Origin of the sequence: Bhargavaea cecembensis (assembly GCF_001619585.1) — a bacterium.
Lineage (GTDB): Bacteria > Bacillota > Bacilli > Bacillales_A > Planococcaceae > Bhargavaea > Bhargavaea cecembensis_A.
The window spans coordinates 549,167-563,775 of the sequence record NZ_LQNT01000001.1 but is presented as its reverse complement, the minus strand read 5'-3'; the positions used below and the strand labels follow the sequence as shown (position 1 = coordinate 563,775).

Here is a 14,609-nt window from a genome sequence, read left to right as displayed (position 1 = left end):
TTCGTATATCGGCCCGCTGCACCGGCTGCGGGCCTTCGTTGAAAGTGGTGAAACAACATGGACGAAAATAATCACGGCCGGAACAGTGACAATCCGGAGGACAAACAGCAGACACCCGCGGGACGCTACCTGCGCATCAAGCCGTTTTTCCTTCTGATGCTCATGTTCGGCCTCGTCCTCCTGACTGCAGGCGTGACATTCTTCGCCCTTACTGTCGGAGAGGACAAAGTGGTCGAGGTGGTCTCGCCGAAGTCCGAACGGGGCGAGTTCGAAAAGCTTTATGATGCCTATGACGCAGTGAAAAAGCAGTACTTCGAGGACGTGACTGACGAAGAACTCGTGAACGGGGCGATCAACGGCATGGTGGATGCCCTGGGCGACCCATATTCGGATTACCTGGACGAGACGGAAGCCCAGCACCTGAACGAAAGCATCTCTTCGAGCTTTGAGGGAATCGGTGCTGAAATTCAGGAGCGTAACGGCAAGATCATGATTGTTTCCCCGATCAAGAATTCTCCGGCGGAAAAAGCGCATCTGCAGCCCGATGACATCATCCTGTCCGTGGATGGCGAGAGCCTCCAGGGCAAGTCCTCGACCGAAGCCGTGACGCTGATCCGCGGTGAGAAGGGCACCGATGTCACCCTCCAGATCGAGCGGGCAGGACTTGAAGAGCCGATTGACGTGACCATCACACGTGATGTCATTCCAATTGAAACCGTCTATGCTGAGATGGTGGACGATGAAGTCGCCCATATCCAGATCACCAGCTTCTCGGAAAACACGTTTGACGAGCTGCTGGAGGCTATTGATGCCATGGAGAAAAAAGGCATGAAGGCGATGGCGATCGATGTCCGGCAAAACCCCGGCGGCCTCCTCAGTACGGCAATCGAGATCTCTAACCTCTTCGTTGAGGAGGGAGAGGGACTCTTCCAGATCGAGGAGAAAGGCAGGAAGCCTCAGATCACCTATGCGTCCGGCGGAACAAAGGTGAAGATGCCGGTAGTCCTGATGATTGACGGCGGCAGTGCCTCCGCATCCGAAATCCTCGCCGGTGCACTCATGGAGTCGGCCGGCATCCGGAGCGTCGGCGAAAAATCGTTCGGAAAAGGCACCGTCCAGTCGCCGCAGGACTTCCGGGACGGCTCGAACCTGAAGCTGACCACCGCAAAATGGCTGACGCCTGACGGCAACTGGATCCACGAGAAAGGGATTGAGCCGACCGATCCGGTTAGTTATCCAGAATACGTGAAGCTGCCGTTTATCGATCCGAAAACATCGATGCAGGATGGGGATACGTCTATGACCATCCTCTCTGCCGAGCAGATGCTTGATGCGGTGGGCTATGATCCCGGTGAAGCGGACGGCGTCTTTGATGAAGAGACGGCAGAAGCGGTCCGTGACCTCCAGTCGGAAGCGGGTCTCGAGGAAAGCGGCATCCTTGAAGGGGATACCACATTTGCCCTCATGGACAAGCTCCGCGAGAAGATTGAGACTGACGATCCGATGATGAAAAAAGCGGCGGAAATTCTGCACGAACAACTGAAATGACAAAAGCGGGCGGAGTCCATATTGGATTCCGCCCGTTTCATTGAAAGGATGACTGACAATGACCGAAGTTTATATCTTGAGCGGATTTCTCGGGAGCGGAAAAACCTCATTGCTGACGGGGCTGATCATGCAGGCAAAGAAAGATGGGCTGAAGCCGGGCGTCATCATGAACGAACTCGGTGAGCTGGCCTTTGATTCGGAAGCGGTGGAGGAAGGCGTGCCGCTCAAGGAAATCCTGAATGGGTGTATTTGCTGCACGGGTTCGGAAAAGACGGAGTCCCAGATGCAGGCCCTTCTGCACGAGGATGTCGATATCATATTCATCGAGACGACCGGAGCAGCCCACCCTGTGGAAGTTCTCGATGCGGTCCACTCCCCGCTGTTCGGAGAACGGCTGGATGTAAAGGGGATCGTCACCGTGGCGGATGGAAAGCGTTATCTGGCGTCAGAAGGCATGACGCCACAGGTCCGCATGCTGTTCCTTGAACAGATCCGTCATGCCGGGTTTGTTTTGCTGAACAAAAGCGATTTGCTGACGGATTCCGAGAAGGCGGAAGCTGTCATGGGCATCCAGGCACTGAACCCCGGTGCCCGGATCGTCGAAACCGTAAACAGCAAGGTTCCTCTGGCAGCACTGCGCAGCCTGGCACAGAAACCGACCGGAATGCCGGTGCAAAAAGCGGGAATCGGCAGCCATCTGCCGATCGGAACACGCCTCGTGACATTCAGCAAGCCGGTCAGCAGGGAGACGTTCGAAGGATGGATCCGGACGCTTCCGGAGACGGTGTACCGGATGAAGGGATATGTACCGTTGGAAGGAAACAAATACCCGTCCCTGTTCCAATATGCTTATGGGATGGTTCAATGGATTCCGGAATACATGAACATGCCGGCAAACCTTGTGCTGATCGGGGAAGGGCTTTCCGAAATCCATGTGCCGGGTACCGGCGATGAGTGATGAGAAAAGCCTGATCGGGGCTTACCGGAGACTGTGGGAGGGAAGAGCCGCCGCACAGCAGGCATCGTCCATCCCGGACATCCGCTCCCTTGCAGAAGATGAGCTGGCTGATAAGATGACCCATCCAAGACTGAGAAAGTCGCGGGAAGCCAAGTTTGCAGAGATCACAGCGCGCATCCGCACATCCGGCCTGCCTGATGAAGACCAGGACCTGCTGATCCGCTTCTATCGGTCTCTGATGATCTGATGTCAACCGCACCTAAAATGAAATAGTCGGTCGTCCTTCCGGAGATTTCCTATGAATCATCTGCCGGAACGCCTATTTTCATAGGCCGGGGGGATGGCTGGTGACAGAGGAAAGTGCTGGAACGATATGCATCCCTGCCTTCGTGTACGATGGTGCCGAAGGGAGGAATTGAGAATGAAAAAAACGATTTCCGTTCTCGCCATGAGTGCGGCGCTACTGACGCCGGGCCTCACTGCGCAAGCACAGCAGACAACAGAAAACGAACAATTCCAGAAGATCAACGTGGAAGGCATGTCCGTGCATACATATGTAGCCGGACAAGTACTCCAATATAACGGTGAGGATCTGTCCAAATTGGACGTCCAGAACCTGATCCAGAAAATCCTGAAGGAGTACGGCTACAAGCTTCCTGCGCCACCTGCAAAACAGGAAAAGCCGGAAACAGCCAAGCCGGAAGCTCCTAAAGCAGAGGAGAAGCCGGAACAGCCTAAAAAAGAAGAAAAGCCTGCACCAGTTCCGGAACAGCCTAAAGAAGAGAAGCCAGCACCGGCTCCAGAAAAACCTGCAGAGAAAAAGCCTGAAGCCGAAAAACCTGCGGCTCCTGCCCCTGCACCAGCTCCGCAGCAGCCGTCCCAGCCTTCTGCTGCGCCGACTGAGCAAGCTCCACAGCAAACTGCCGGCCTGAGTGCAGTTGAACAGAAAGTACTTGACCTGACAAACGCTGAACGCGCCAAAGCCGGCCTCAAGCCGCTGGCAGCAGACTCGAAATTGATGGATGCAGCAAGAGCGAAATCTGCGGACATGCGCAAGAACAATTACTTCTCGCACACGAGCCCAACTTACGGTTCCCCGTTCGACCAGATGAAGGCAGCCGGCATCAGCTACAAGAAAGCCGCTGAAAACATTGCAATGGGTCAGCGGACTCCTGAAGAAGTTGTGAAAGGCTGGATGGAATCGCCTGGCCACCGCCAGAATATCCTGACACCGGAATTCACACACATCGGAATCGGCTATGACTCGAATGGACACTACTGGACTCAGATGTTCATCCAGAAATAAGATACAGAAAGAGCACCCTTCCAGGGTGCTCTTTTTCTTATGCCATGACTGCAAAGCCATGTGCAGCATGTTGAATAAAACACCCTTCCCGGGGCTGATACTGACGGGAAGGGGTGATTCGAATTCATGGACGATCAAACGATGCAGATCATAAAAAATGAATTTAAAAACTCCGCAGATTTTGTGGTGAAAGAGGTTGAAATCGCCGGTACGGCTGCTTTTCTTTGTTTTTATTCGACGATGATAGATGCCGAGGCTGTCAACAAGCAACTGCGGCTGCTGGAGGACAGGGTAGACAAAGGCGCGAATGGATGGGGCAGCAGTGCCTCCACATCGGCCGAAGCCTTCCACAAGGACAAGCTTGTCACCGCCATCTGTGAGGGCAGTGCTGTTCTGATTTTTCCCAAGTCCAATCTGATGCTTGAAATCAAGGCGATTAAGGTCCCTGAACGATCGCCGGATGAACCGGTCAATGAACAGGTTGTCCGCGGCATGCACCAGGGCTTTGTAGAAAACTTCAGCTCAAATATCGGCTTGATCAGAAATAAGATGAAACGCCCAGATCTGGTTGTTGAAAGTTTTGCGATGGAAAGAACAGTCAGCAAGCTCAATATCGTTTATCTTGCAGATCAGGCCGCCCCGGAAGTGGTGCAAGAAGTCCGCGAAAGGCTGAGCAACATGCCGAATAAAGAATTTTATTCCTCCGGCCAACTTGAAGACTATATTGAAGACCGAATCCTGTCACCATTTCCGCAATTCCTGACCACAGAGAGGCCGGATCGGGTCACATATAATCTTTTGGAGGGAAAGGTGGCCATATTCACAGACAGTTCGCCCACGACACTGCTGGGCCCCGTGAACCTGTTCTCATTTTATGAATCACCCGATGATTATACAAGCCGTGTGCTCGTGGGCAGCTTCTACAGGCTGGTCAGGCTTTTGGCATTTTTTCTGGCTATTCTGCTGCCTGCCTTTTATATTTCGGTCATGAGCTTTCATTCGGAAATCCTCCCCGTCGAACTGACTACACAAGTCAAAAGCAGTGTGAAAGATATCCCCTATCCTCCGATTTTTGAGGCGCTGTTATTGGAACTGTTTATCGAACTGATCCGCGAGGCGAGCATCCGGCTGCCTCAGCCGATTGGCCAGACCGTAGCGATTGTCGGAGGGATTGTAATCGGGGATGCCATCGTGAGTGCGGGGCTTGCCTCAAACCAGATGGTGATCGTGGTAGCCATGACTGCCATTGCGGGCTTTGTTGTTCCGTCACCAGAACTGAATATGGTGATCCGGATGCTCCGCTTCCCGTTCATGATTCTGGCTGCGACGTTTGGTTTCCTGGGCATGCTGATCGGCACGCTGATTCTTTTCGTGCATTTGCTGAACCTCTCCTCCCTGAACCAGCCGTATCTGTCTCCGGTGATTCCTTTTGATCCTACGAGGTTCAAGGATGTCTTCTTCCGGGTGCCGTATTTCAGGCCGGACCGTCAACAGCCATTTTTCCGTCTGGGAGGGAAAAAGGCGAAATGAAACTGCACATTACATCTCTTCAGCTTTTCCTTATGCTGTTCGTTGCCATGACCGGTACGGTGTTCACGTCATTCCAGTCACAATTGGTCATTGCTGCGGGACGGGATGCGTGGTGGCTATTTCTAATGCAGGGTCTTCTCATCTTTCCTCATCTGTGGCTGTTCAACCGGTATTACCAAGATTTTAAATGGAAAGGACTTATTGCTTTTTTATATGGCATTTACTGGTTCTTCGTCATGGCCAGTTTTCTTGGCTATATCGGCTATACGCTGAATGTCTGGGCCTATCCGAAGACACCTACATTCGTCATCATGTTGCTGGTCGTCATTGTCCTGTTTTATCTGATGATGAGCCGCAGCGAAACAATGGTCAATATCGGCGTGATTCTCATTCCGATGATCATCCTGTTTATGGTGTTTGTTTACTTGGGGCTGAAAGAGGCCGTATGGACAAATCTCTTCCCTCTTGGCGAAACGAAATTCAGTGATCTGCAAAAGGGCTCATTAAAAGCCCAGATGCCATTTATCGGAATTGAACTGTTTCTGTTGTTGAGAACGTTTGTTCCGGGAAAGGTGAACTCCCGGAAAGTCATGATTTATGGCGGTGTCTGGCTGTTATTTTTCCTGCAGATGCTCGTCATGCCGCTCCTGTTTTTCTCGGTGGAAGAATTCAGACTGATTCCTGAGCCGATCATGTACATGCTGAAGTCCCAGGATGTTTCATTTATGGAACGGCTGGATCTGCTGTTTATTTATATCTGGCTGGCCTGGTCTTTTATCGCGATGGGGATTTATGCATTCTCAATTCTTCATTTGCTGCCCCAAAAGATCAGGATCCGCAGATCAAGGAACGCAGCCCTGTTTTGCATCCTTCTGCTGGCTGTCGGGACACAACTGGACTCGAAAGAAGCGGTTCGTATGAGCGGTCAATTTCTACAATATGCCCATCTCGTCTTTGCCATCGCCTTGCCGTTTCTTGTCATATCGGGTAACAGGATCTTTGGAAAGAGAAGGGGAGAAGAGTCGGCATGAAAAAGTTGATGATCTGCCTGGTGCTCTGCATTCCCTTCCTCGCAGGATGCTGGGATAATTTGAGTTTCCGCGACTTGCAAGTGGTGACGCTGATCGGGATCGAAGGGGAAAAAGGGAATGTCACCATCCACTTTTCTTTTCCCTCGCAGACCGATGACCAGATTGAGTACTTGATTGCAAAAGCCCAGGGCTATTCATTTGCTGATGCGAAAAACGAGATCAATGTCCGGACCAGCGAAGTGATTGATATTTCTCAGCTTGAAGTACTCCTGATATCGGAAGAAACTGCCGAATCCAACCTCATTGAATATATGGATAATCTCTACAGGACACCCCGAAACAGGCTGAGCAGCAAGGTGGCACTCATCCGGGGAGATATGGAATCCTTCATGACCCAAACAAACCCGCAAGGAATCGGAAAAAATGTGCCGGACTTTATCACTCATCTGCTGCAGACAAGTGATGACTATTCCATGTCCACTTCCCATGATATCCAGAAGGTGGGGACACTGCTGTTTTCAGAGGGGAAGGACCTGGCGCTTCCGGTCCTGCAAATCGGCGAGGAGTCCGGTCATCCGGAGATTGCCGGAACGGCTCTGTTTAAAGGGAAATCAGCAACCGGGACTGTATTGACCACAAGCCAAAGCAAGATCATGTCCATCATGGAACATAACCCCGGAAAGTTCCTGAGGGGCACGTACGAAGTGGAAGTCGATGGGAAAAAGGATTTAATTACGATTGAGTATGTAAGCGGGAAAAAGGATTGGAAAATCGAAGGCGATAAAGTCCGTATGTCTTATGACATTGATGTTGAAATCGAAGAATTTCCGATTGGTCCCGTTCTTGAAAAAAACCGGATAGAAATACTCGAGAAGCAGCTTTCGGAACAGGTAACCGCAAATATGCAAGATCTGCTGTCGGTTCTGCAGGAAGCAGGCAGTGATCCGCTTGGTCTCGGACGCACCGTGCGTGCATTCCATCCCGATCTCTGGAAACGGGGAGACTGGAACGAAACGTTTTCAGAGCTGGATATAAAAGCTGACGCCAAGATTAAAATCCGGCGGACAGGAATCCTGAATTAAAAAGTGACATAAAAAACCCCGCGGAGACAGACACAGTCTCAGCGGGATTTTTCAATTAGGAGCAGGAAGCTTCTGCTTTTTCCGCTGAATCAGCAGCAGGCGGACCGACAGGGTGATGGCTCCCGCGGTCAGGCCGGTGATCAGGCCGATCCAGTAGCCGAATGGTCCGAGGTCCGTCTGATTGGCGATCAGGTAGCCGACCGGCAGGCCGATGACCCAGTACGAGATGATCGCCATGATGAACGTGACGTTCACGTCTTTGTATCCGCGGAGCGCTCCCTGTACGGGTGCCTGTACAGCATCGGATAGCTGGAAGAAAGCAGCGAAGATAAAGAATTGTACGGCAAGCCGGATGATGGCCTCATCCTGCGTGTACAGGGAAGCAATCCCATCCCGGAACGTGACGAGAATAAAGATGGAGATCAGGCTGAACACGATTGCCATTCCCACGCCGAGCCAGCTGTATTCTTTCGCTTCCTTCCATCTGCCTGCACCGACCTCGTGGCCGACGAGAATGGTCGCGCCCATCGAGAGGCTGAGCGGAATCATGTAAAGGAGTGACGTGAAGTTCAGGGCAATCTGGTGGGCGGAAATCGTTTCTGTGGAGTAGCCGCTCATAAAGAGTGTGACGACTGCGAAAATGCTTGTCTCTGTAAAGATCGAGATCCCGATCGGAACACCGAGGACCACAATCTCTTTCCAGCGGGGAATGGATATGCGTTCCCATCCTCCATACAGCCGGAAGGGCTGGAACGGCCGTTTTGAATGGGTGACGAATACCGCAATCGCCAGGATCACCCAGTAGGTGATTGCGGAGGCGACTCCCGCCCCCACGCCGCCAAGCTCCGGAAAACCTGCCTTCCCGAAGATGAACAGCCAGTTCAGAAGAATGTTCACCGGTGCAGAGAGAAGGGTGATGATCATCGTTACCCGTGTGGCGCCAAGCGCATCGATAAAGGAGCGGATAACCGTGTAGGCAAACAGCGGGACCAGACCGGCACTCATCGCCGTCAGATAGCCTGCAGACACTTGTTGCACCTGCGCCTCGAGCGGCATCTGGCCGAGGCCATAGCGGATGACGACCTGCAGAAGAACGAACACCACCGCGGACAGAGCCACACTGATATAAAGTCCCTGCTGTACGGTTGGACGTGCGTCTTCCTTCCGTCCGGCACCGACCGCCTGGGCGACAATCGGCGTCACGGATATCAGAATTCCTGCCAGCCCCGTATAGACAGGGTTCCAGAAGGAAGAACCGATCGTCACGCCGGCCAGGTGTTCGGAGTCATAACGGCCGGTCATGAGGATATCGAAGAACGTCATCAAGTACATCGCCACCTGTGTGACGAGGATCGGGCCGACGACTTTCGCCATGATGCCCGCCTTCAGGCTGAGCGGCCTGCGTGTTTCCATCCTGCAGCACCTCCAGTCCATAAGATACTTGCATTCAGCTGTGTTAGAATGGATAATGCGTTCATATGTATGAAACACTGTAAACGAATTGAGGGAATCGCATGACACGACCTAACATCATCCTCACCGGAGGCGGTACGGCCGGGCACGTCTCTCTGAACCAGGCAATTATCCCGTCGCTGACTGAACAAGGCTACGATGTCCATTATATCGGGTCCCGTGACGGAATAGAAAAAAATCTGATCACCGGATCATTCCCGTCTGTACCTTATTATGAAATCTCCAGTGGAAAACTGCGCCGCTATTTCTCGATGAAGAACTTCACCGATCCGTTCAAAGTCGGTGCAGGGGTCCTTCAGGCATACCGGGTCATCAGGAAACTGAAACCCTCTCTGATTTTCTCCAAGGGAGGATTCGTTTCGGTTCCGGTGATCCTGGCCGCCCGCATGGCGGGAGTCCCCGTGGTCATCCATGAATCCGACGTCACTCCGGGACTGGCGAACAAGCTGGCAATGCCGTTTGCCGATCATGTGTTCACCGTTTTCCCGGAAACGGTTCCTCATGTCAAAAAAGCGGAAGCGACCTGCACAGGAGCGGTCATCCGCCAGGAACTGTTCGAGGGATCCAAGGGCGAAGGGCTGCGCATCGCCGGTCTGCCGGGCAGGAAGCCCGTCCTTCTCGTGATGGGAGGCAGCCAGGGATCGGCGGTCCTCAATGAAGCAGTCCGCTCCAGTTTGCCGGAGCTCCTGAAAACTGCCGACATCATTCATCTTTGCGGAAAGGGTCATCTCGACGCAACACTTGAACAGATGGAAGGCTATAGCCAGTTTGAGTATGTGACCGATGAGCTGAGACATTTGCTGAAGGCGGCTGATTACGTTGTGTCCCGCGCCGGCTCCAACTCCATCTTTGAATTTCTTGCACTTCGTCTGCCGATGCTCCTCATTCCTCTTTCGGCAGAAAAGAGCAGGGGAGACCAGATCCTGAATGCCAGGATGTTCGAAAAGGCCGGTTTTGCCGAAGTGCTTCAGGAAGAGGAGGTCGGGCGCCAATCGTTTCTCGGCAGCGTCCATTCACTGCAGGACCGAGCCCAGGAAATCATCCTCAAGATGGAACAGGCGGAACCTCCAAAAACCCCGGAAGAGATGGCTTCTCTGATTCTATCGCACTCCCGGGAAAATGGCTGAGTCCGGCCGTAAAATGTTTAGCCGCACCCATATATCGGTATTCTAAAAGCATGTATCCGCTTACAACGGTCATGCTTTGTTTTTTTGTAAAAAAAGATTGTATTTTGTCGGTACAGTAGTAAGATTGAATTGGACAAAAACGCAGGCGTCGCCTTAGATGCCGTTTGCTTTCAGTGTCAGGGACGGCATGCTAAAATTGATGCGGACCTTTATAATAGAGGTAGACGATGCCAGCGTAAAAAGTGGAGGGTATCTACATGTCAAACAATTTTGCTGCTCCCGGTTCGCCCTGGGGTTCCTTCTCCGGGCCGAACCTGGGGTATGTGATGGAACAGTATGAGCTGTTCCAGAACGATCCGGATCAGGTTGACCCTGATCTGGCGGAACTTTTCAGAAGTTTCGGCGCACCGGTTTCACCGGAGAATGCTGCCGGAACTGCCGAGACAGCTACAGGCACTTCACCGGCCCAGTTCGGAAAAATCGTGGCAGCGGCCAGGCTGGCAGATTCCATCCGCCAGAACGGCCATCTGGCTGCGAATATCTTCCCGCTGAAGGACCGGGAATTGGACAATTCCCGGATTATTCCGTCGGCATACGGACTCACCGAAGCAGACCTCGCGTCGATGCCGGCTTCGATCTTTTTCCATGAGCAGGTTCCGGAAGGCGTGTCGAACGGCCTCGATGCCATCAACCATCTGACACGCATCTACACAGGGAAGGCTGCCTATGAGTTCTCTCAGGTCATTGACCCGGAAGAACGCAAATGGCTCCGTTCCTACATCGAATCAGGAAAAGTGCGTCCCGGACTGGACGACAGTCAGCGCCGCGAACTCCTTGACCGCCTGACGAAAGTCGAAGGCTTTGAGAAGTTTATCCACCGTACGTTCGTCGGTGCGAAACGCTTCTCCATCGAAGGTCTTGATTCGCTTGTGGTTCTGATTGACGAACTCGTCCGCAACGCACACGAAGAGAAGATGAAAGAAGTTCTGATCGGCATGGCACACCGCGGCCGTCTGAACGTTCTTACGCATGTCCTCAACAAGCCTTATGAAGTCATGCTGGCCCAATTTGCAGGCCTCGATGACACTCCGTTTATCCCTGAGGACGGTTCCCTTGAACTGACACATGGCTGGTTCGGCGATGTGAAGTACCATATGGGCGCCACCTACAACGCTCCCGACGGCCTGAAGGTCAAACTGGCCTACAACCCGTCTCACCTGGAGGTAGTCAATCCGGTCATTACCGGCCAGACACGTGCCGCCCAGGAAGAGACCGGCCGTCCGGGGATTCCTGAACTGAATGAGAAAGATGCATTTGCCGTCCTGGTGCACGGTGATGCGGCATTCGCAGGCCAGGGAATCAACATGGAAACCATGAACTACAGCCGCACACAAGGCTTTAAGACAGGCGGTTCGATTCATGTCATCGCGAACAACCGGATCGGCTTCACTACCGAATACTTTGATTCGCGTTCGACCCGCTATGCCTCCGACCCGGCAAAGGGGTACGAGGTTCCGGTCATTCACGTCAACGCGGATGATCCGGAAATGGTCATCGCTATTGCCCGGTTCGCTTTCGAGTACCGGAACCGATTCGGCAAGGACTTCCTGATCGACCTGGTCGGCTACCGCCGCTACGGTCATAACGAGATGGATGAGCCGCTTGTGACGAACCCGATGATGTATCATAAGGTCCACCAGCATCCGACAGTCCGTGAACTCTACGGCAAGGAGCTGTCCGAAAAGGGCATCGTCAAGCCGGAGGAAGTCGGAAAGATGGACGAAGAAACGTTTTCACTGCTTCAGGATTCCTATGACAGAGTGAAAGAAACGTCGAAGAAAGAGACATCGGACAACAGCACTCCTGAATCCATCATGGCCGGCTACCCGGGTGTGGAAACAGGTGTTGCCGAAGACCGTCTCCGCAAGATGAACGAAGAGCTGCTGGACTTCCCTGAAGACTTCCATGTCTTCAAGAAGCTTTCCCGCATCCTGAAGCGCCGGGAAGAACCATTCAACGGCAAGGGCAAGATCGACTGGGCACACGCCGAGACACTGGCGTTCGGTTCGATTCTGCAGGACGGACACCCGATCCGCCTGACAGGCCAGGATTCCCAGCGCGGAACGTTCGCACACCGCCACCTTGTTCTGCATGATGAGCAGGACGGCAAGGAACTCGTGCCGCTTCACCATATCAGTGACGCCAACGCATCGTTCGCAGTGTATAACAGCCCGCTGAGCGAAGCATCGATCGTCGCCTATGAATTCGGCTACACGCTCGAGAACAAGAACGCGCTCGTCCTCTGGGAAGCCCAGTACGGCGACTTTGCCAACATGGCACAGATGATGTTCGACCAGTTCATTTCTTCGAGTGCCTCGAAGTGGGGCCAGACTTCCGGTCTTGTCATGCTTCTTCCGCACGCATATGAAGGCCAGGGTCCGGAACACTCCAGTGCGCGCCTTGAGCGTTTCCTCCAGCTTGCAGGAGAAAACAACTGGACAGTTGCAAACCTGTCCAGTGCCGCAAACTACTTCCATATCCTTCGCCGCCAGGCGGAGCACCTTGGCGAAGAAATCAGCCGCCCGCTTGTCATCACATCGCCGAAGTCTCTTCTCCGCCACCCGCTTGTCGGTGCGGATGTCGAAGACCTGGCCTCGGGCAAGTTCCAGACGGTCATCGAACAGCCTGGCCTCGGCAACGAGCCTGAGAAGGTTGAGCGCATCGCCTTTGCCAGCGGCAAGATGGCGATCGACCTTGCCGAGCAGGTCAAAGAAGGCGAAGGCTATGAATGGCTCCACATCATCCGTGTCGAGCAGCTGTATCCGTTCCCGTCCGACCGGATTGCAGAAATCATCGCCCGCTACCCGAATGTGAAGGAATTCGTCTGGGTACAGGAAGAACCGAAGAACATGGGCTCGTGGTCGTTTGCGGAGCCGTTTGTACGGGAAGTTGCAGGAGAGAAACCGGTTCGCTACATTGGCCGGATCCGCCGCTCGAGCCCGTCGGAAGGCGACGGCAAGTCCCATAAGATCGAACAGGACCGCATCATTAATGAAGCACTGAGCAAATCCTAAGATTTGCCTGATCATAAGGAGGAATCCACCGTGGCAGAAATCAAAGTGCCTGAACTTGCAGAATCCATCACGGAAGGTACGGTCGCCCAGTGGCTGAAGCAGCCCGGCGACACTGTAGACAAAGGAGAATTCATCGTCGAGCTGGAGACTGATAAAGTCAACGTTGAAGTCATCTCCGAAGAAGCGGGCGTTGTCCAGGAACTGCTCGCAGAAGAAGGTGACACGGTTGAGGTCGGCCAAGTCATCGCTGTTGTCGGCGAAGGATCCGGCGCAGCTGCTGCACCGGCCGATAAGCCTGCGGAAGAGAAGAAGGCAGAAACCCCTGCTCCTGAATCCAAGAAAGAAGAAACACCTCCGGCAGCTGAAGCAACCGGCGATGAGTCGAGCTCAACTGACCGCACGATCGCAAGCCCTGCAGCGCGCAAGCTTGCACGTGAAAAAGGCATCGACCTCGCTTCGATCACACCGGTCGATCCGATGGGCCGCGTACGCGTCCAGGACGTCGAAGCGGCTGCCGCTGCACCAAAGCAGGCGCCTCAACAGCAGGCGGCCAAGCCTGCGGCACCGGCTGTTTCCTCGGATGAAGAATCCGGCCGCGTGACACGCGAGAAAATGTCCCGCCGCCGCCAGACCATCGCGAAACGTCTTCTGGAAGTCCGTCAGAACACGGCGATGCTCACTACATTCAACGAAATCGACATGACGAACGTCATGGAACTGCGCAAGCGCAAAAAAGACGAGTTCGAGAAGAAGTTCGGCGCACGCCTTGGCTTCATGTCATTCTTCACGAAGGCGGTTGTCGCTGCACTGAAGCAGTACCCGTACGTGAACTCCGAGCTCGATGGTACTGACCTCCTGCTCAAGAACTACTATGACGTGGGCATCGCGGTATCTACCGAAGAAGGTCTCGTCGTACCGGTTGTGCGTGATGCAGACCGCAAGAACTTTGCCGAGATCGAGAAAGATATCGCTGATCTTGCGACCAAGGCACGCGACAAGAAGCTTGCTCTGTCCGACCTTTCCGGCGGCTCGTTCACGATTACAAACGGCGGCGTCTTCGGATCGCTCTTCTCCACACCAATCCTGAATGGCACGCAAGTCGGTATCCTCGGCATGCACACGATTCAGAAGCGTCCTATCGCAGTAGGCGACAACGTGGAAATCCGCCCGATGATGTATGTTGCGCTCTCGTATGACCACCGTGTCATCGACGGCAAAGACTCCGTCGGTTTCCTCAAGACTGTCAAGGAAATGATCGAGAACCCAGAAGACCTTCTTCTCGGTTCCTGATCTGCAATACAATGAAAAACGCCTCTTCATGAGGCGTTTTTTGTTTGGTGGCATATCGGGACCTGAGTTGGAGTCTTCATAAGCGGAGAGTTGTTTCGCTGTTTTTACGGTTTCGTCATTCGTCCTTCTGATTTCGTCCTTCCACCGGGTAATCTCGTCATTGGAGCGTTCGGTTGGGGCGAATGACGAA

General features: G+C 53.4%; 11 protein-coding genes. 10 read left to right on the top strand and 1 reads right to left on the bottom strand.

The genetic code is table 11. The features are described 5' to 3' along the window. Positions 1 to 57: 57 nt before the first annotated feature. From AV656_RS02835 to AV656_RS02805, 7 genes are all read left to right on the top strand, one after another. Complete coding sequence (locus AV656_RS02835; protein WP_063178598.1) at positions 58 to 1,548, top strand: S41 family peptidase; 1,491 nt, start codon at positions 58 to 60, stop codon at positions 1,546 to 1,548. 58 nt (positions 1,549 to 1,606) lie between these two features. Beyond that, positions 1,607 to 2,506 carry a CobW family GTP-binding protein gene (locus AV656_RS02830; protein ID WP_063178596.1) on the top strand — a complete coding sequence of 300 codons (900 nt, stop codon included), beginning with the start codon at positions 1,607 to 1,609 and terminating at the stop codon, positions 2,504 to 2,506. Then, a complete protein-coding gene (locus AV656_RS02825) occupies positions 2,499 to 2,753 on the top strand; it encodes a hypothetical protein (RefSeq protein ID WP_063178594.1) in 255 nt (84 codons plus the stop codon). The genes AV656_RS02830 and AV656_RS02825 overlap by 8 nt, the downstream gene beginning before the upstream one ends. A 174-nt stretch (positions 2,754 to 2,927) precedes the next feature. Then, entirely contained in the window at positions 2,928 to 3,812 is an 885-nt protein-coding gene (locus tag AV656_RS16040) for a CAP domain-containing protein (RefSeq protein ID WP_231877221.1), read from the top strand. A gap of 126 nt (positions 3,813 to 3,938) precedes the next feature. Further along, complete coding sequence (locus AV656_RS02815) at positions 3,939 to 5,342, top strand: spore germination protein (protein WP_231877220.1); 1,404 nt, start codon at positions 3,939 to 3,941, stop codon at positions 5,340 to 5,342. Next, on the top strand, positions 5,339 to 6,373 hold the full coding sequence (locus AV656_RS02810) for a GerAB/ArcD/ProY family transporter (RefSeq protein WP_063178592.1): 1,035 nt from the start codon (positions 5,339 to 5,341) through the stop codon (positions 6,371 to 6,373). The genes AV656_RS02815 and AV656_RS02810 overlap by 4 nt, the downstream gene beginning before the upstream one ends. Then, complete coding sequence (locus AV656_RS02805) at positions 6,370 to 7,455, top strand: Ger(x)C family spore germination protein (protein ID WP_063178590.1); 1,086 nt, start codon at positions 6,370 to 6,372, stop codon at positions 7,453 to 7,455. Before AV656_RS02810 ends, AV656_RS02805 begins: the two co-directional genes overlap by 4 nt. A 51-nt stretch (positions 7,456 to 7,506) precedes the next feature. Here the strand turns inward: AV656_RS02805 and AV656_RS02800 are convergent, their stop codons facing one another. Then, positions 7,507 to 8,868 carry an MATE family efflux transporter gene (locus tag AV656_RS02800; protein WP_063178588.1) on the bottom strand — a complete coding sequence of 454 codons (1,362 nt, stop codon included), beginning with the start codon at positions 8,866 to 8,868 and terminating at the stop codon, positions 7,507 to 7,509. A 101-nt stretch (positions 8,869 to 8,969) separates the two neighbouring features. On the opposite strand from AV656_RS02800, the gene AV656_RS02795 reads away from it, so the two are divergent. The 3 genes from AV656_RS02795 (at position 8,970) to odhB (ending at position 14,419) form a co-directional block, all read left to right on the top strand. Next, on the top strand, positions 8,970 to 10,055 hold the full coding sequence (locus AV656_RS02795) for an undecaprenyldiphospho-muramoylpentapeptide beta-N-acetylglucosaminyltransferase (protein ID WP_063178586.1): 1,086 nt from the start codon (positions 8,970 to 8,972) through the stop codon (positions 10,053 to 10,055). 257 nt (positions 10,056 to 10,312) lie between these two features. Next, positions 10,313 to 13,129 (top strand): 2-oxoglutarate dehydrogenase E1 component, encoded by a 2,817-nt coding sequence (locus AV656_RS02790; protein ID WP_063178584.1) that lies wholly within the window; start codon positions 10,313 to 10,315, stop codon positions 13,127 to 13,129. Between the two features lie 30 nt (positions 13,130 to 13,159). After that, positions 13,160 to 14,419, top strand: coding sequence for a 2-oxoglutarate dehydrogenase complex dihydrolipoyllysine-residue succinyltransferase (odhB, locus tag AV656_RS02785; protein WP_063178581.1), 1,260 nt, complete (start codon positions 13,160 to 13,162; stop codon positions 14,417 to 14,419). Positions 14,420 to 14,609 lie beyond the last annotated feature (190 nt).